This is a genomic window from Pseudomonas sp. P4_C1 (assembly GCF_056402155.1).
Window position 1 is genome coordinate 21,982 of sequence record NZ_JBFUHY010000039.1, and the last position, 19,235, is coordinate 41,216.

Sequence of the window (19,235 nt, forward strand, 5' to 3'; positions counted from 1 at the left end):
CTACTCTCCACCAAGATCGGAAAAGGGTTTAAGCCCACTCAATAATCCATATAAACCGTGCAACGGGACGGGCAACCAGGTGGGGCGATTTTCCGCCTCATAGGCCACTTCGTACGCCGCCTTCTCCAGACCGAACAACGCCAGCGCGGCATCCTCGCCTTCGGGATCTTGCCATGCATGGGCAAGAGTAGCTGCCGCTAGCCGATAAGCGTCGACAAATGCTTGCCGCGCCTCGCTCAAGTAGCGATCGGTGACCCGCAAGCGCGCGGCAGCGGCTGACGAGGTGTTATCGAGGCTCTGCACATTGATCGCCATCGCCGCCGCATAGTCGAAGGAACGCAGCACACCGCTGACATCCTTGTACGGGCTGTGTTTGCACCGTCGATCATGCAATGGTCGCGCCGGTTCGCCTTCGAAGTCGATCAGGTAGGCATCGCCCTTGATCACCAGCACCTGCCCCAGATGCAGGTCGCCGTGCACGCGAATACGCAAGCCGCCCGCGGTCTTTTTGCCCAACTCTTGCACATGACTGAGAATGACTTTTTTGTTGTCCTGTAAACGGCTGACCAGGGTCTGGTCCGCCGTGTTCAGTTGATTTTTATGCTGCTCGAGCAAGCTCAATGCATGCTCGATTTGTGCCGCAACATCCTTGGCCGTAGCCTGAGCTTCTTTCTGCGTGGTGACCTGCGGCAGGAAGTCCGGGTTGACACTCGGCGCTGCCAGTACCTGATGCATTTCCCCCAGGCGCCGACCGAGCATACCGGCGAAATCTTTCAGTTCGCCGAGGGCGTTGTAGTGTTGTTCCTGCTCGGACACGGCGTCGGCCAGCTCATCGCGCAGCGCCCGCTCAAGGTTGTTCTGCGTCCACTCCCAGGCGTCGCCCTGATTGCTCAGATAGCCTTGGGCGATCATCAGCAGGTTGTCTTCACCTGCCGCATCCCGGCGCACCACGGCCCCCAGCAATGGCGAAATATTGCCGAACCCGGCGTTGGTCAGATACGCGCTCATTTCCAGTTCCGGATGCACGCCTGAGGCGACCTTGCGGATCAGTTTAAGCACCAGGCTGTTGCCGATCACCACCGAGCTGTTGGACTGCTCGGCCGACAGGTAGCGCACCGGGGACTCGGCATTGAGGCCGAGTTTTTCAAGTTCCGCGGTGGACTCGAAGCGAATGTCGCCATCACTGGATGCCAACACGGTGCCGGCCTGAATGCCCTGTAATACGGCATGCACAAAGGTGTCCAGGCTGAAGGCATCGGTGATCAGGCCGACCTGACGTCCACGCCGTACCCGCGACAACGCCAACTGCTGCGGCAACGGAGTACCGACCTGATCCTCGGAAATAAAGCCGAACGGCAACTGGTAGCGACTGACCTGGCCAGCACTGGTGACATTGATCTCACTGAACAGCACCGGATGCTGCGGATCGCCGAAACGCACGCCATAGGCCAGATCGACCCGTTCAATGGCGGCGTCCTTGCCGGCGAACCAGCGGCGATTCTGCAACCAGTTCGGCAGGATGCTTTGCTCCAGCATGGTGCGTGACGGCGCTTCGAGCAGCTCTTCCATGCGTTTTTTCAGCACCAGCGTGGTGAAGTCCGGCAGGCTTTGTGCGGGCTCCACGTGCCAGCTCGGCATCTGGTTTTCCGCGGCGAGGCCGAACCAGTAAAAGCCGTAGGGCGCCAGCGTCAGGAGGAAATTCAGCTGGCCGATCGGCGGGAACGCGTTACCCCCGAGCATTTCCACCGGCACCATGCCGACGTAGGCCGACAAATCCAGCTCGGCGGCCTGGGCACTGCGCGACACATTGGCCACGCACAGAATGACTTCGTGCTTGCCATCCACCCCGGTGTATTCACGGGTGTAGGCCAGAATCCGTCGGTTGCTGGGTGAAAGCATCCTCAACGTACCGCGCCCGAAGGCCTWGGATTGCTTGCGCACGGCAAGCATGCGCCGGGTCCAGTTCAACAGCGAATGCGGGTCGCCAGCMTGGGTTTCGACGTTGACCGACAGGTAGCCATATTGCGGGTCCATGATCGGTGGCAGCACCAGGCTGGCCGGGTCGGCGCGGGAGAAACCGCCGTTGCGGTCGATGGACCATTGCATCGGCGTGCGTACGCCGTCGCGGTCACCGAGGTAGATGTTGTCGCCCATGCCGATTTCATCGCCGTAGTACAGGGTTGGCGTGCCGGGCATCGACAGTAGCAGGCTATTGAGCAGCTCGACCCGACGGCGGTCGCGCTCCACCAAAGGCGCCAGACGGCGGCGAATCCCCAGATTGATCCGCGCCCTGCGGTCGGCAGCGTAGTAATTCCACAGGTAGTCGCGCTCCTTGTCGGTGACCATCTCCAGGGTCAGCTCATCGTGGTTGCGCAGGAAAATCGCCCACTGGCAATTGGCCGGAATATCCGGGGTCTGGCGCAGAATGTCGGTAATCGGGAAGCGATCTTCCTGAGCCAGCGCCATGTACATGCGCGGCATCAACGGAAAGTGAAAGGCCATGTGGCATTCGTCGCCATTCAAGCCTTTTTTATCGGTGTCACCGAAGTACAACTGGGTGTCCTCCGGCCATTGATTGGCCTCGGCCAGCAGCATGCGATCGGGGTAGTTGGCGTCGATTTCGGCGCGGATCTTTTTCAGGACGTCGTGGGTTTCCGGCAGGTTCTCGTTGTTGGTACCGTCGCGTTCGATCAGATAAGGAATGGCGTCCAGGCGCAAGCCGTCGATGCCCATGTCGAGCCAGTAACGCATCACCGACAGCACCGCCTTCATGACTTGCGGGTTATCGAAATTCAGGTCCGGCTGGTGGGAGTAGAAGCGGTGCCAGAAGTATTGGCCGGCGACCGGGTCCCAGGTCCAGTTGGACTTTTCGGTGTCGAGGAAAATGATGCGGGTGCCGTCGTATTTCTGATCGTCATCGGACCACACGTAGAAGTCCCGGGCGGCCGAACCCTTTTTGGCCTTGCGTGCGCGCTGGAACCACGGGTGCTGGTCGGAAGTGTGGTTGATGACCAGTTCGGTGATCACCCGCAGGCCGCGTTTGTGTGCCTCGGCAATGAAACGCCTGGCATCGGCCATGGTGCCGTAGTCACTGTGCACGCCGCGATACTCGGCGATGTCGTAACCGTCATCGCGCCGTGGCGAGGGATAGAACGGCAACAACCAGATGGTGTTGACCCCAAGGTCGGCGATGTAGTCGAGCTTGGCGATGAGGCCGGGAAAATCGCCAATTCCGTCGTTGTTGGAGTCGAAATACGATTTGACATGAACTTGATAGATCACCGCGTCCTTGTACCAGAGCGGGTCCTTGATGAACGTGGCTGCCTTGGGTTTCTTCGCCATGTGAAACTCCTGGTGAATTCGAAAGTTCCGCCGGGCTGATCACTCGAGTCAAACGCAATGAGATTTCTGTGGGAGCGAGCTTGCTCGCGATGACAATTGAACATTCAACAAAGAGGTTGCCCACAAAATTGCTATCGCGAGCAAGCTCGCTCCCACAGGTTTTGCGTTTAAGCAGTTATCCTCCAAATCCCGAACGGCTGGTACGCCGGATCGATCCGCATGAATTGCTGCTTGCCGTGCCAGGTCCAGCGATGACCATTCATCAGGTCTTCGCCCTGGGTGCTGGCGTCATCGGGCAGGCCCATTTCCCACAACGGCAACTCAAAGCTCGCTTCCTGTACGTTGTGCGGATCGAGGCTGACCGCCACCAGAATGAAATTGCCGCCGTCAAAGCTGCGTTTGCCGAAGTACAGGATGTTGTCGTTCCAGGCGTTGTAGACCTTCAGTCCCAGATGTGTGTGCAACGCCGGGTTCTGCCTGCGAATGCGGTTGAGCTGGGCGATCTCGGCAATGATGTTGCCCGGCGCGTTGAAGTCTCTGGGGCGGATCTCGTACTTCTCGGAGTCAAGGTACTCCTCCTTGCCCGGCACCGGCGCCGACTCGCACAACTCGAAACCCGAATACATGCCCCACAAGCCTGAACCCATGGTCGCCAACACGGCGCGGATGAGGAACCCGGGGCGCCCTGAATCATGGAGGAACGCCGGGTTGATGTCCGGTGTATTGACGAAAAAGTTCGGCCGGTAGCATTCGCGCCATGGCGATTCGTTGAGTTCAGTGAAGTAGGTCGCCAGTTCGGCCTTGGTGTTGCGCCAGGTAAAATAGGTGTAGCTCTGGGAATAACCGACCTTGCCCAGGCGCGCCATCATTGCCGGGGTGGTAAAGGCTTCAGCGAGGAAGATCACCTCGGGGTACAACGCCCGTACATCGGCGATCAGCCACTGCCAGAACGGCAAAGGCTTGGTGTGCGGGTTATCGACGCGGAAGATCTTCACACCCTCCTCGACCCAGCCCACCACGATGTCGCGCAGTTCCACCCACAGGCCCGGAATCGCCTCGGGGGCATAGAAGTCGACGTTGACGATGTCCTGGTATTTCTTCGGTGGGTTCTCGGCATATTTGATCGTGCCGTCCGGCCGCCAGTTGAACCAGCCGGGGTGTTGCTTGAGCCAAGGGTGGTCCTGGGAACACTGGATGGCGAAGTCGAGGGCGATTTCCAGGCCATGGGCCGCGGCGGCCGCCACCAGTCGGCGAAAGTCTTCGCGCGTGCCCAACTGCTTGTGAATCGCCTCGTGCCCGCCCTCTTCGCTGCCGATTGCATAAGGACTGCCCGGATCATCGGGGCCCGCCGTCAGGGAGTTGTTCGGGCCTTTGCGGTAGCTGCGCCCGATCGGGTGGATCGGCGGGAAATACAGCACGTCGAAGCCCATGTCCTGAATCATCGCCAGCCGTGAATGCACGTCATTGAAGGTGCCGTGGCGCGCCGGATTGTCGGTGATCGAACGCGGGAACAACTCATACCAACTGGCGAACTGCGCCAGTTCGCGCTCCACATCCACCGGGTACTCCGGGCTCAGGCTCAGGAAAGCACGATGATTCGCGCGGGCCATGAGGTCGGCACTACGCGGGTGCAAAAACAGCGCGACCTGCTCGGCTTCGAGCAGTCCTGACAGCTCATGGTGCAAGGCCGCCAGTTGCTCGCTGAGTGGCCCTTCGCTGCGCTCGGCGGCTTGTTGCACTTGAATTCGCCCTTCCTGCAGCTCCAGGCTGACGGGCACCGCCGCCGTATGCTTCTTTTCCAGTTCGTAGCAAAAACTGGCGAACTGATCGATCCAGGCTTCGATACAGAACAGATAACGGCCCTGGCTGTCGACACGGAACTGCCCTTGCCAACCGTTGTTGCCCAGATCGTCCATGACCGCGCTTTGCCAGACGTCCTCATCCTCGGCCCGCCAACGCACGCGAACCGCCAGTTTGTCATGCCCGTCGGCAAACACCTTGGCGGTCACCACCACGTCCTGCCCCACCACGGCCTTGACCGCGAATTGCCCGCCTTCAAGGGTCGGCATGATGTTTTCCATGACGATACGCGGCAGCAACAACGCCTGCGACAGCGGCATGTGCGGGTTGTAGCTCAACTCAGTCGGTTTTTCAGCCGTCATCGAGCCTCTCTCCTGACGCCCCATGGACGCGCGTGTGTCTGGTCACCATCCCGCTGGACTGTCCGCCCCGGGATGCACTTACTTAGGTTCCGAGCGACAGTCGCCGGGAAAGTTTCATCTGCAATTTGCGCAATCAAGTCTTTGGCGCAGCGGTTAACCCACTAGTCCACCTACTTAAGCACGACTCACGCCATGTGCCAGTGGAGGTTTGAACAATGAACAATCCATTCCCGTTTGCCCCAACGCTGTCTCCTCACTGCCTCACTGCCTCACTGCCTCACTGCCCAGCCCGGCCGCAACGCCGGCATTTGAAAGCCACCGCCAGTGATTCGGTGATTTGACTGACGTTGATCAACATCCGCCGCAGCTATTGTGGATAGGCGTTTGCACCGTTCTGCGGCGGGTGCTTCAAGTTGTCGCAGGCCGTGCGTCCAGCACCATCTGATCCGCTTTTTAATGCAATACCTGAGTCTGTTATGCAAACAGATCGCCACTCATAGTGCTCATGCCTGATGGAGGCTGATGAGCGAAAGACCATGAGCGAGAGAATCCCCGTCCGAACCGTAGAAACATTCGAGCCTTTGCGTCCGAAGATGAAGGCCAAATCCAGCGACAACCACATCCATACCCGCAGCTTCACCGGGCTGTTCCGCAACCTGCGCATCAGCGGTGCGGGTTTTCTGTTTTTGCTGTTCTTCGGCACCGTGTGGTTGAACTGGGGTGGCCGCCAGGCGGTGCTCTGGGATCTTTCCGAAAGCAAATTCCATATCTTCGGCGCGACTTTCTGGCCGCAGGATTTCATCCTGCTCTCGGCGTTGTTGATCATTGCCGCCTTCGGCCTGTTTGCGATCACCGTGTTCGCGGGACGGGTCTGGTGCGGCTACACCTGCCCGCAAAGTTCGTGGACCTGGATCTTCATGTGGTGCGAGAAGATCACCGAGGGCGAGCGCAACCAGCGGATCAAGTTACAAGCCGCGCCGTGGGGCCTGAACAAACTGATGCGTCGAGCGGCCAAGCACACCTTGTGGCTGGTCATCAGCCTGTTGACCGGCCTGACCTTCGTTGGCTACTTCACACCGATCCGGCCACTGGCCGAAGAGCTGCTGACCTTGCAAATGAGTGGCGTCAGCCTGTTCTGGGTGCTGTTTTTTACCGGCGCCACCTACATCAATGCCGGTTGGCTGCGTGAAGCGGTTTGCATGCACATGTGCCCCTACGCGCGGTTCCAGAGCGTGATGTTCGACAAGGACACCCTGACCATTTCCTACGACGTGGCCCGAGGTGAAAACCGTGGTCCGCGCAAACGCGAAGTCAAACCCGCCGAGGCCGGTTTGGGCGATTGCATCGATTGCCAGCTCTGCGTACAGGTCTGTCCGACCGGCATCGACATTCGCGATGGCTTGCAGATGGAGTGCATCGGTTGCGCCGCGTGCATCGACGCCTGTGATTCGATCATGGACAAAATGGGCTACGCCCGAGGATTGATCAGCTATACGTCCGAACATCAGTTGCAGGGTGGCAAGACCCAACTGCTGCGTCCGCGCCTGATCGGCTACACCGCCGTGCTGCTGGTGATGATCGCCGCCCTGGTGGTGGCCCTGGTGGAACGGCCGATGGTGTCGCTCGACGTCAGTAAGGACCGTGGCCTGTTCCGCGAGAACAGCCAGGGGCAGATCGAAAACATCTACAGTCTGAAGGTGATCAACAAGACCCAGCAGCGTCAGGACTACCAATTGCGCCTGGTCGATGCCGATGGTTTCGAGTTGCGGGGCAAGACCGGGTTGAGCCTGGCGCCGGGGGAGATTGTCGATGTGCCGGTGTCGGTGGCGATGCTCTCGGAGCGGCCGGCCAGCAGTTCGCAGAGCATCGGCTTCAAGGTGGTCGACAGCGATGAGCCCGACGTCTACAGCGTGGCGAAGAGCCGGTTTGTTGCGCCGATGAATCGCTGAGCCCTTAGACTGTGTTGCTGCCATCGCGGTGCGACGATTCGACTTGCCCGCGATGAACTCACCTCGATTTTCTTGAATGACAACCTTCCGGGCACTCGATGAAACGCTACGAAAAATTCGCCGACGACATCGCAGAACTGATCCGCTCCGGCGTCCTCGGCCCGGGCCAGCGTGTGCCGTCGGTGCGCTACGCCAGCCAGACCTACGGTGTCAGCCCGTCGACGGTGTTCCAGGCCTACTACCTGCTGGAACGTCGTGGACTGATCCGCGCCCGTCCGCGCTCCGGCTATTTCGTCAACGCCCACGCACCCCGGCCGTTTTCCGAGCCGGTGATCAGCAATGAGGTCAACGAGTCAACGGAAGTCGACGTCAGCGAACTGGTGTTCTCGGTGCTGGACTCGATCAAGGACCCGAACACCGTGCCCTTCGGCTCGGCGTTCCCCAGCCCGACCCTGTTTCCCCTGCAACGCTTGTCCCGCTCCCTGGCCAGCGCCAGCCGCGAGATGGACCCGCGCATGGTGGTCACCGACATGTCGCCGGGCAACCCGCAGCTGCGCCGGCAAATCGCCCTGCGCTACATGGTCGGCGGGCTGATGCTGCCCATGGAAGAACTGCTGATCACCAATGGCGCGCTGGAAGCCCTCAACCTGTGCCTGCAAGCGGTGACCCAACCCGGCGACCTGGTAGCCATCGAAGCCCCGGCGTTCTACGCCTGCCTGCAAGTGCTCGAACGCCTGAAGCTCAAGGCCGTGGAAATCCCCGTGCACCCGCGCGACGGCATTGACCTCGGTGTGCTCGAGCAAACCCTGGAGCGCCATCCGATCAAGGCCTGCTGGTGCATGACCAGCTTCCAGAACCCCATGGGTGCAACCGTGCCCGAGGCAAAGAAACAGCAGCTTGTGGAACTGCTGCGCCGCCACCAGGTGCCGCTGATCGAAGACGATGTCTACGCCGAACTGTATTACGGCCAGCAAGCACCGAAACCGGCCAAGGCCTTTGATACCGAAGGCCTGGTGATGCACTGCGGCTCGTTCGCCAAGAGCCTGGCCCCCGGCTACCGCATCGGCTGGGTTGCCGCCGGGCGCTATGCGCAGAAAATCGAACGACTGAAACTCATGACCTCACTCTGTGCCTCGATGCCAGCCCAGGCCGCCATCGCCGATTACCTGCAACACGGCGGCTACGACCGGCACCTGCGTAAATTGCGCCACGCGCTGGAAGACCAGCAAAGCGCCATGCTCGCCGCCATCGCCCGCTATTTTCCCGCGCAAACGCGGGTCAGCCAACCGGCGGGCGGGTACTTTTTGTGGCTGGAATTGCCGGAGCAGATGGATTCGCTGAAGTTGTTTCAGATGGCGTTGGCGCAGGGAATCAGCATTGCGCCGGGGCCGATCTTTTCACCGGCGCAGCGGTTCAGGAATTGTATTCGGTTGAATTATGGGAGCCCTTGGGATGAGGCTGCGGAAAAGGCGATGGAGACGCTCGGGCGGATTGTGCGCTCGTTCTGACAGCGCCATGTCGTTTGATAAATGGCTATCGCGAGCAAGCTCGCTCCCACAGGTTTCTCCGTACACACAAGATTTGTGAGCAGTTGAGATCCATTGTGGGAGCGAGCTTGCTCGCGATGAGGCCAGAGCAGACAACGTCTGTCTCAGGAACTAACGCCCACCACCAAGATCAACAAACGTCCCCGTCGCATAAGAAGCCTTGTCCGACAGCAACCAGACAATCGCCTCCGCCACCTCATCCGGACGCCCGCCCCGGGCCATCGGAATCGCCGATTCCAGTTTGCTGACCCGGTCCGGATCGCCGCTCAAGGCATGGAAATCGGTGTAGATGTAGCCCGGGCGCACGGCGTTGACCCGAATTCCCTCGCCCGCCACTTCCTTGGACAGACCGATGGTGAAGGTGTCCAGCGCACCTTTGGAGGCGGCGTAGTCGACATATTCATTGGGTGAGCCCAAACGCGAGGCCACCGAAGACACGTTGACGATGCTGCCGCCCTGCCCGCCGTGTCTGGGCGACATGCGCAGGATCGCGTGCTTGGCACAAAGGATCGGCGCCAGGACGTTGGTTTTCATGATCTTGAGAATGCGGAACTCGGACATTTCGTCGACCCGGGACTTTTGCCCGACGGTGCCGGCGTTGTTCACCAGCGCGGTGACCCGGCCCAGTTCACTGTCTACCCGATGGAACAGCGCGATGACTTCGTCTTCGATGCTGACATCGGCCCGTACCGCAATGGCTAGCGCACCGAGGGTGCGGACTTGCTCGAGCACGCCGAGCGCAGCCTTTTCGTCAGCCTGGTAGTTGATGCAGATCCGATAGCCCTGCGCGGCGGCCAACAGAGCGGTGGCGGCACCAATGCCGCGGCTACCGCCGGTGATGACGATGACTTTGTCCATGCGAGCTTTCCCCCAATCGAAGCTTAAGCGGTCGGGGGCAAGAATAACCGCCATTGACGGTTTTTGCATGGCTTCACGTCAGCTGTCATGTCATCGACATTTCGCGCTCGGCACTGGCTTTCAATTGCTCGACCAATTGCTCCCCGCGATGGATTTCCACCATGAAACCTGCAGCCGGCAGCGGATGCCCCAGCAGGTAACCCTGCAATGAATCGCAACCGAGCTGCGTCAGGAAGTCCTGCTGCACACCCGTCTCCACGCCTTCGGCGACGATGCGCAGCCCCAACGCCTGGCCAAGGGCGACGATGGCCGAAACAATGGCGGCGTCATCGCTGTCGTGCTCCAGGTCGCGGACAAAACCGCGGTCGATCTTCAGTTCGTTGGCCGGCAGGCGCTTGAGGTACATCAAGCTCGAATAACCAGTGCCAAAATCGTCGATGGACAAATCGACGCCCATTTCCGACAGCTCCTGAAGCACCCTCATGCTCGCATCGGCATCGCTCATGGCGGTGGTCTCAGTGATTTCCAGGGTCAGGCTGTTGGCCGGCAGATGGTGAGTCGCCAGGGCCTTGGCGACGCTCTGGACCAGCCCGGAATGGCAAAACTGGATGGCCGAAAGGTTCACCGCAATGCGCCAATCGGTGTAGCCCGACACGTACCACTCGCGCATCTGGCGGCAGGCTTCGTTGAGCACCCATTCGCCGATCGGAATGATCAGCCCGGTTTTTTCTGCAAGCTCGATGAATGTATCCGGCAACAGCATCCCTTGCGTGGGGTGCTCCCAGCGCAACAAGGCCTCGGCGCCCACCGGACGGCCATTGGCGGCGTCGAACTTGGGCTGGTAATACAGGCTGAATTCCTGTTGTTCCACGGCATTGCGCAAGTCCTGCAGCAATTGCAGCTGTTTGCGGGCGTTGCTGTTCATCGAGGCATCGAAAAAACTGTAGCCGTTTTTACCCGCGCCCTTGGCGTGATACATCGCCGCGTCGGCGTTCATCAGCAACTCGTGGGCGGACTGCCCATTACCCGGGTAGAGCGCAATGCCGACGCTGGCGGAAATATGCAAATCATGTTCGGCAACCCGGAACGCCCGCGCGATCAGCCCGACCTGGCGGGCCGCGAGGTTCAAGGCGTCGATCTGCTCGCTCAATTGCACCAGCAACACGAACTCATCACCGCCGATCCGCGCCAGGGTGTCCTGGCTACGCAAGTCTTCGCGCAGGCGCAAGGCCACTTCGCGCAACAGCAAATCACCCGTATGGTGGCCAAAGGCATCGTTGACCGGTTTGAAGCCGTCCAGATCGATGAACATCAGGGCAAAGCAGCCACCCTCTTCCCGAGCCCGCGACATGGCCTGATCGATACGATCGGCAAGCAACATCCGGTTCGGCAACCCGGTCAGGGTGTCGTGCAGCGCCAGTTGGGTCAGTTCACGGTTGGCCTCGGTCAGCGACTCGGCCAGGCTCGCGGTGCGGGCCTCCAGGCGCGCATCGAGGATCGAGGTCAGCAAAGCGATGCTCAGCACCGCCAGCGTGGTGACCAGCACCAGGTTGTCCAGGCCGTTGCCGCTCAGGCCATTGACCGCTGCCCCGCAAAAACTGCCATCGGCAAAGCGTGCGGCGGCCATGCCGGTGTAGTGCATGCCGACGATGGCGATACCCATGATCACCGCGGCACCACCACGGATCAGCCGGACATAAGGCGTGTGCTGGCGCAGGCGGAAAGCGATCCACAATGCCGCGCCCGATGCACCGACCGCGATCAGAAGCGAAGCGCCGAACAGCGTCGGATCGTAGTCGATGCCCGGTTGCATGCGCATGGCGGCCATGCCGGTGTAGTGCATCGCGCTGATGCCGGCGCCCATGACCAACGCGCCAAAGGCCAGCTGCCAGGCCGGCAATTGCGGTTGGCTGACCAGCCACAGCGCAAAACCGCTGGAGAGCACGCCGATCAGTAGCGACAACAGGGTGATCGTACCGTCGTAGCCCAGATCGATCGGCAACTTGAACGCGAGCATGCCGATAAAGTGCATCGACCAGATGCCGATGCCCATGGCAATGGCCCCGCCCGCGGTCCAAAAATGCACGGCGCGGCCTTTGGCAGTGGCAATGCGTCCGGTCAGGTCGAGTGCGGTGTATGAGGCGAGAATCGCAACACAGAGGGAAATGATGACCAGGGTGGGGGAATAGCTGCCGATGAGCATGGAGACTTCTCGCGAACGCCCCCTTGTTAATGGCATTCAATCTCGGGTGGGGGGCAAATGCGGCGATTGTACTGATTCCAATTGAGAACGCACTCACAAAATGAGCAAAGGGCCACCAGTCCGATGAAACGCTTGTTTTAAGGTAAAACATTAACTGCTGGCGCCAGCCACAAGGAAGGCGTCAAGAGTACAAAACCTGTGGGAGCGAGCTTGCTCGCGATAGCGGTGGGCCAGGCAACATCCATGCTGAATGTGACGCAGCCATCGCGAGCAAGCTCGCTCCCACAGGGATTGCGCTATCGGTTTTCGCTCACCTCAAGCTGCCCATCCCAGCCACCTCCCAACGCGGCAATCAACTGCACGCTGGCAATCAGGCGGTTTTGCAGCAGGTCCAGGTTACTGCGCTCATTGCTCAACGCCGCCGCCTGGGTCACCACTACGTCTATGTAGGCAATCAAACCGGCCTTGTATTGGTTCTGGGTCAGGCGTAGCGATTCACGGGCGGCATCCAGGGCCTGTTGGCGCACGACGGCCTCGTCTTCAAGCACCTTGAGCTGCACCAGGAAGTTTTCCACTTCGCGGAATCCGTCCAGCACGGTCTGGCGATATTTGGCCACCGTTTCGTCATAGGCCGCTTCACTGCGGTCGACTTCCGCCGAGCGCTGGCCGCCGTCGAACAGAGTCACGGCCAATTGCGGTCCCACCGACCAGAAGCGGTTCGGCAGGCTGATCCAGTTGGAATAGGTGCTGCTGCTGTAACCGCCGTTCATGTTCAGTGTCAGATCGGGGTAATAGGCGGCCTTGGCCACACCGATGTTGGCGTTGGCGGCCATCACCGAACGCTCGGCGGAAGCAATGTCCGGGCGCCGCTCCAGCAACTGTGAAGGCAAGGCCGGCGGCACTTGCGGCAACTGCGGGATGTCCTGGCTTTCCGCCAGGCTGAACTCCGAAGGCGGCAGGCCGATCAGCACGGCAATGGCGTTCTCGAACTGGGCGCGTTGCCAGATCAGGTCGACCATATCGGCTTCGGTGCCTTTGAGCTGTGTCTGGGCCTGGGCCACCGCGTCCTTGCCCGATACGCCGGCGCGGTACTGGTTCTCGGTCATCTTCAGCGAACGCCGATAAGCCTCGACCGTGTCCTGGAGCAAGCGCTTTTGGCCATCGATCACCCGCAGTTGCAGGTAATTTTGCACCAGCTCCGACTGTTGGCTCAGGCGCATGGCCGCCAGATCGGCAAAGCTCGCCTGGGCATTCGCGGTGTCGGCTTCGAGCCCCCGGCGCAGCTTGCCCCATACATCCGCTTCCCAACTGACGCCCGCCTGGGCGGAATACGTGTTGCGAATACCGCTGGATGAACTGCTCAGGCTGGAGCTGCTGCTGCCGGTGCCCTGGCTTGAACGGTTCTTGCTGACGTTCAGGTCGACCGTCGGGAAAAACGCCCCGCGTGCGCTGCGCACCAAGGCCTGGGCCTGCCGGTACTGCGCTTCGGACTGGGCAACGGTCTGATTCGAGCTGTTGAGTTTTTCGATCAGGCCGTTGAGCTGCCGGTCGCCGTACAACTCCCACCATGCGCCGCGCGCCAGGGCATCGCTCGGATTGGCCTGACGCCAGCCCTCTGCGGCCTTGTACTGCGCAGGTTCCGCGGTTTTCGGGCGCTGGTAATCCGGACCGACGGCGCAGGCACTGRGCATTGCCACGCACAGTGACAGGCTCAACAAACGCGAGCCTCGGGCCATGAGCAGCGGTGCAGCCAGGTTGAAAAGCGAACGTTCAGTCATAGCGGAGTTTCCAGAGCAGCATCGGTACGCACCCCACGCCATTTATTGAAGCGATGGCGCAGTTTGTCGAGATAGAGGTAAACCACCGGGGTGGTGTAAAGCGTCAGCACCTGGCTGAAGATCAGCCCGCCGATGATGGTCAGGCCCAGCGGCTGGCGCATTTCCGCCCCTTCGGCACGGCTCAGCAGTAACGGCAAGGCACCGAGGATTGCCGCCAGGGTGGTCATCAGAATAGGTCGCAGACGTTGCAGGCAGGCGCTGCGAATCGATTCCAGCGGTGCCATCCCCTGGTTTCGTTCCAGCTGCAACGCCAGGTCGATCATCAGAATCGCGTTTTTCTTCACCACGCCGATCAGCAGAAACAGCCCCAGCAATGAAATCAGGCTGAACTCGCCGCCCAGCGCATAGATCGACAGCAATGCGCCGACCCCGGCCGACGGCAGGGTGGACAGGATGGTCAGCGGATGAATGTAGCTTTCGTACAACACGCCGAGCACCAGATACACCGCCACCAGCGCGCCGAGAATCATGAACGGCTGGCTCTTTTGCGTGGCGGCAAAGGCGTCGGCGGTGCCGGCCATTTTCACGATCACGTCTTCCGGGAGGCCGACCTTGGTAATCGCTCGTTCAATGGCGGCACTGCCCTGCTCCACGGTCACGCCTTCGGCCATGTCGAAGGCAATGCTTTCCGACGCGAACTGGCCTTCGTGGCTGACCCGGTCGTTTTCCAGGCTGTTTTCGTAATGGGCGATGGTCGACAGTGGAATCCGCGCGCCATCAGCGGTGATCACCTGGACCTGCTTGAGAGTGATCGGGTCCTGGGCGTATTTCGGATTGACCTCCATCACCACCTGATACTGGTTGAGGCTGTCGTAGATGGTCGAAATCTGTCGCTGACTGTAGGCGTTGTTCAGCACCGCCGTGACCATATCCATGTCGACACCCAGGCGCTTGGCCTGGTCGCGGTCGACGATCAGCGTCACTTGTCGGGCGCCCCGGCCTTCCCGCGCATCGATCGCCGTCAGCTCCGGCAAGGCCCTGAGCGCGGTGACGACTTTCGGATACCACTCGCGCAACGACCCCAGATCACCGCTTTGCAGGATGTAGGAATACTGCGACGAGGTCTGCTCGCGGCCGCCGCCGAATTGCAGGTCCTGGTCCGCCATGAGCATCAGCTGTGCACCAGGGACCTTGGGCATCTCCTTGCGCAGACGCTCGATGACCTTTTGCGCGGAAATGTTGCGTTCCTTGATCGGCTTGAGGCGCACCAGCATGAAGGCGTTGTTGGTGCCGTTGTTACCGCCAATGAACCCGGCGACGCTTTCTACCGCCTCGTCCTTCAACACCGCCCGGCGGAAAATCTCCATCTTCGGCTGCATCACACTGAACGACAGGCCGTCGTCGCCGCGCACGAAACCGATCAACTGGCCTGTGTCCTGCTGCGGCATAAATGTTTTAGGAACAACCACATATAGCGCGATGTTCACGCCGATTGTCACGAACAGGCTGAGTAACGTCAGGCGCTTGTGACGCAGCACCCAGTCGAGGCTGGTGGCGTATTTACCAACCATCCAGTCGTTGGTTCGCCGGCTCCAGCGTTGCAGGCGGTTCTCCTGCCCCGGCGTGTGCGGCTTGAGCCAGCGGGCGCAGAGCATCGGCGTCAGGGTCAGCGACACCAGCAGCGAGACCACGATGGCCGCCGCCAGGGTGATGGAGAATTCGCGGAACAGGCTTTCGATGATCCCGCCCATGAACAGGATCGACAGGAACACCGCCACCAGCGACACGTTCATCGACAGCAAGGTAAAACCAACTTCCTGGGCGCCGAGGTATGCCGCCTTCATCGGCTTTACGCCCTCGTCGATATGCCGGGATATGTTCTCCAGCACCACGATGGCATCGTCCACCACCAGCCCGGTGGCCAGGATCAGCGCCATCAGCGACAGGTTGTTCAGCGAGAAACCGTAGAGGTACATCACCGCGAAGGTGCCGACCAGCGACACCGGCACCGCCAGGGTCGGAATCAGCGAGGCGCGGAAGTTACCGAGGAACAGGAACACCACCAGAATCACCAGTGCCACGGCGATCAGCAGGGTCATTTCCGCCTCGTGAAGCGTCGCCTTGATGACCGGGGAACGGTCCATGGCCAGGTTCAGCTTGACGCTGGCCGGCAACACCGCCTGCAACGCCGGCAACTGGGCCTTGATCTCGTTGACTGTCTCGATGATGTTGGCGCCGGCCTGCCGGTTGATCACCAGCAGCACCGCCGCGTCATCGTTGAAGAAGCCGCTGTTGTAGCGGTCCTCGACGCCATCGCTGACCTTGGCCACATCCTTCAGGCGCAGGGCTGCGCCACCGTTGTAGTGGATGATCAGCGACTCGTAGTCCTTGGCTTTTTCCAACTGATCGTTGGCCTGGACCTGCCACAGCCGTTGATCGTCTTCCACCGAGCCCTTGGGCCGGCGCACGTTGGCATTGGCGATGGTGTTGCGCACATCGTCCAGGGCCACGCCGTACTGGTTCAACGACTGCGGTTCGAGTTCGATACGCACCGCAGGCAGGGAACTGCCGCCGATCTGCACCTCACCGACGCCCTGCACCTGGGACAGGCTCTGGGACAGGATCGTCGAGGCCAGGTCATAGAGCTGGCCTTTTTCCAGCACATCCGAGGTCAGCGACAGCACCATGATCGGCGCCTGGGACGGGTTGACCTTCTTGTAGGTCGGCATGCTGCGCATCCCGCTGGGCAGCAGGTTGCGCGAGGCATTGATGGCTGCCTGCACTTCCCGCGCCGCGCCGTTGATGTCGCGGTCCAGGTCGAATTGCAGGATCACCCGGGTCGATCCCTGGCTGGACCGGCTGCTCATGGTGTTGACCCCGGCGATGGCGCCGAAAGAGCGCTCCAGCGGCGTGGCCACCGTCGACGCCATCACCTCGGGGCTTGCCCCGGGCAGGCTGGCCTGGACCACGATCACCGGAAAGTCCATTTGCGGCAGCGGCGATACGGGCAGCAAGCCGAAGCTCACGCCGCCCAGCAGCATGATCGCCAGGCTCAGCAACATGGTCGCGACCGGGCGCTTGATGAAAGGTCCCGAAAGGTTCATCGCTGTTGCGCCACTGTGGGAGCGAGCTTGCTCGCGATAGCGGTGGGTCGGCCGGCAATGATGTTGAACTTACGGGCCTCATCGCGAGCAAGCTCGTTCCCACAGGTTATGCAGGCCGTCATACCGCCGTCTCCTGAGCGCCGGTCTTGCCAAATCGCCGACCGAGACGGTCGAAATACAGGTAGATCACCGGCGTGGTGAACAGCGTCAGAACCTGGCTCAGCAACAGGCCGCCGACCATCACCAGACCYAGCGGCTGGCGCAGTTCTGCGCCGGAACCGGTGGCGAGCATCAACGGCACGGCACCGAACAACGCTGCCAGGGTGGTCATCAGGATCGGCCGGAAACGCAGCAGCGCGGCCTGATAGATCGCCGTCTGCGGGTCCATGCCCTGATTGCGCTCGGCGTCGAGGGCAAAGTCGATCATCATGATCGCGTTCTTCTTGACGATGCCGATCAGCAGAATGATGCCGATGATCGCGATCATGCCCAGGTCGTTGCCGCTCAGGATCAACGCCAACAACGCGCCGACCGCCGCCGAGGGCAAGGTCGAGAGAATGGTGATCGGGTGGATGTAGCTCTCGTAGAGCACGCCCAGCACGATGTACATGGTCACCACCGCTGCCAGAATCAGCAGCAAGGTGCTCGACAACGACGCCTGGAAAGCCTCGGCCGCGCCCTGGAACCGGGTCTGCACGCCAATCGGCATGCCGATGTCCTTCTGCACCTGCTCGATGATCTGCACCGCATGCCCCAACGCCACGCCCGGCGCGAGGTTGAAGGACATCATCACCGCCGGGAACTGGCCGATGTGGGTGATCACCAGTTGCGCCTGACGCTCCTCGATATGCGCCAGGCTGGACAGGCGTACCTGACCGCCATTGGTGGTCTTGACGTGAATCTGGTTCAACGCATCCGGGCCGATCTTCTCGCCGGACTGCGATTGCAGCACCACGCGGTACTGGCTCGCCTGGGTATAAATCGTGGAGATCTGCCGCTGACCGAAGGCGTCGTACAGCGCATCGGTGATGTTCGACACCGACACCCCGACCCGCGACGCCGCATCGCGGTCGATCACCAGATAGACCTGCAGGCCCTTGTCCTGCAAATCGCTGGCGACGTCGGTCAATTCCGGGCGGTCGGCCAGGGCTTCGACCAGGCGCCCGCTCCACAGGCTCAGCAGCTCCGAGTCCGGTGACGACATGCTGAACTGGTACTGCGTGCGGCTGACCCGGTCCTCGATGGTCAGGTCCTGCACCGGCTGCATGAACAGGCGGATGCCGACCAGCTTGTCCAGCTCCGGTTGCAGGCGGGCAATCACTTGCGTTGCACTCAGGTCACGGTCGTGGTGCGACTTGAGGTTGATCAGCAAACGACCGCTGTTGAGGGTCGAGTTGTCACCGTCCACACCGATGTAGGAGGACAGGCTCTCGACGGCCGGGTCGGCCAGAATGACCTTGGCCAGCTCCTGCTGACGCTCGCTCATGGCGGCGAAGGAAATCGATTGCGGCGCTTCGGAAATCCCCTGAATGACGCCGGTGTCCTGCACCGGGAAGAAGCCCTTGGGCACCACCATGTACAGGAATACCGTCAGCGCCAAAGTGCCAATGGCCACCATCAAGGTCAGCGGCTGGTGTTTGAGCACCCACTGCAACTTGCGTCCGTAGGCGGCAATCATCCAGTCGATGAACGCGCCACTGGCACGGTAGAAGCGGCCCTGCTCTGCTTCCTTGGGTTCACGCTTGAGCAACCGCGCACACATCATCGGCGTCAGGGTCAGGGAAACCACCAGGGAAATCAGAATCGCCACCGCCAGGGTGATGGCAAATTCGCGGAATAGCCGCCCGACCACGTCCGCCATGAACAGCAGCGGGATCAGCACGGCGATCAGCGACAACGTCAGGGAAATCAACGTGAAACCGATCTGCCTGGCGCCCTTGAGCGCCGCGTTCAGCGGGCTGTCGCCCTCTTCGATGAAGCGCGCAATGTTTTCCAGCATGACGATCGCATCGTCTACCACGAAGCCGGTGGCGATGGTCAGGGCCATCAGGGTCAGGTTGTTGACCGAGAACCCCGCCAGGTACATCACGCCGAACGTACCGATCAACGACAGCGGCACGGCCACCGACGGAATGATCGTGGCACTGGCGCGGCGCAGGAACAGAAAGGTGACCATCACCACCAGGGCGATGGCGATCAGCAATTCGTGCTGCACGTCCTTGACCGAGGCGCGGATGGTCTGGGTGCGGTCGGTCAGCACGACCACGTCGAGGCCGGCCGGCAGGTTGTCGG

9 protein-coding genes are annotated in these 19,235 nt (G+C 61.0%); 2 read left to right on the forward strand and 7 right to left on the reverse strand.

Annotation, left to right across the window (positions count from 1 at the left end):
• Positions 1-3,342, reverse strand: coding sequence for a maltose alpha-D-glucosyltransferase (gene treS, locus AC1DU9_RS19440; RefSeq protein WP_477810647.1), 3,342 nt, complete (start codon positions 3,340-3,342; stop codon positions 1-3).
• Between the two features lie 167 nt (positions 3,343-3,509).
• Entirely contained in the window at positions 3,510-5,504 is a 1,995-nt protein-coding gene (locus tag AC1DU9_RS19445) for an alpha-1,4-glucan--maltose-1-phosphate maltosyltransferase (protein ID WP_223462880.1), read from the reverse strand.
• Between the two features lie 536 nt (positions 5,505-6,040).
• Here AC1DU9_RS19445 and ccoG point away from each other — a divergent pair.
• Complete coding sequence (gene ccoG, locus AC1DU9_RS19450; RefSeq protein ID WP_223462881.1) at positions 6,041-7,453, forward strand: cytochrome c oxidase accessory protein CcoG; 1,413 nt, start codon at positions 6,041-6,043, stop codon at positions 7,451-7,453.
• A 98-nt stretch (positions 7,454-7,551) separates the two neighbouring features.
• Positions 7,552-8,961, forward strand: a complete 1,410-nt coding sequence (gene mapR / locus AC1DU9_RS19455; protein ID WP_223462882.1) for a GntR family transcriptional regulator MpaR — start codon at positions 7,552-7,554, stop codon at positions 8,959-8,961.
• A gap of 150 nt (positions 8,962-9,111) precedes the next feature.
• Here the strand turns inward: mapR and AC1DU9_RS19460 are convergent, their stop codons facing one another.
• The 5 genes from AC1DU9_RS19460 to AC1DU9_RS19480 all read right to left on the reverse strand — a co-directional run.
• Complete coding sequence (locus AC1DU9_RS19460) at positions 9,112-9,858, reverse strand: SDR family oxidoreductase (protein WP_223462883.1); 747 nt, start codon at positions 9,856-9,858, stop codon at positions 9,112-9,114.
• An 85-nt stretch (positions 9,859-9,943) separates the two neighbouring features.
• A complete protein-coding gene (locus AC1DU9_RS19465; protein WP_223462884.1) occupies positions 9,944-12,061 on the reverse strand; it encodes a putative bifunctional diguanylate cyclase/phosphodiesterase in 2,118 nt (705 codons plus the stop codon).
• A gap of 296 nt (positions 12,062-12,357) precedes the next feature.
• Positions 12,358-13,839: an efflux transporter outer membrane subunit gene (locus AC1DU9_RS19470; protein WP_477810648.1), complete on the reverse strand. Its 1,482-nt coding sequence runs from the start codon at positions 13,837-13,839 to the stop codon at positions 12,358-12,360.
• Positions 13,836-16,943 carry an efflux RND transporter permease subunit gene (locus AC1DU9_RS19475; protein ID WP_223462886.1) on the reverse strand — a complete coding sequence of 1,036 codons (3,108 nt, stop codon included), beginning with the start codon at positions 16,941-16,943 and terminating at the stop codon, positions 13,836-13,838. Before AC1DU9_RS19475 ends, AC1DU9_RS19470 begins: the two co-directional genes overlap by 4 nt.
• 118 nt (positions 16,944-17,061) lie before the next feature.
• Positions 17,062-19,235 (reverse strand): efflux RND transporter permease subunit (locus AC1DU9_RS19480; protein ID WP_477810649.1); only part of this gene is annotated, 2,174 nt, incomplete at its 5' end.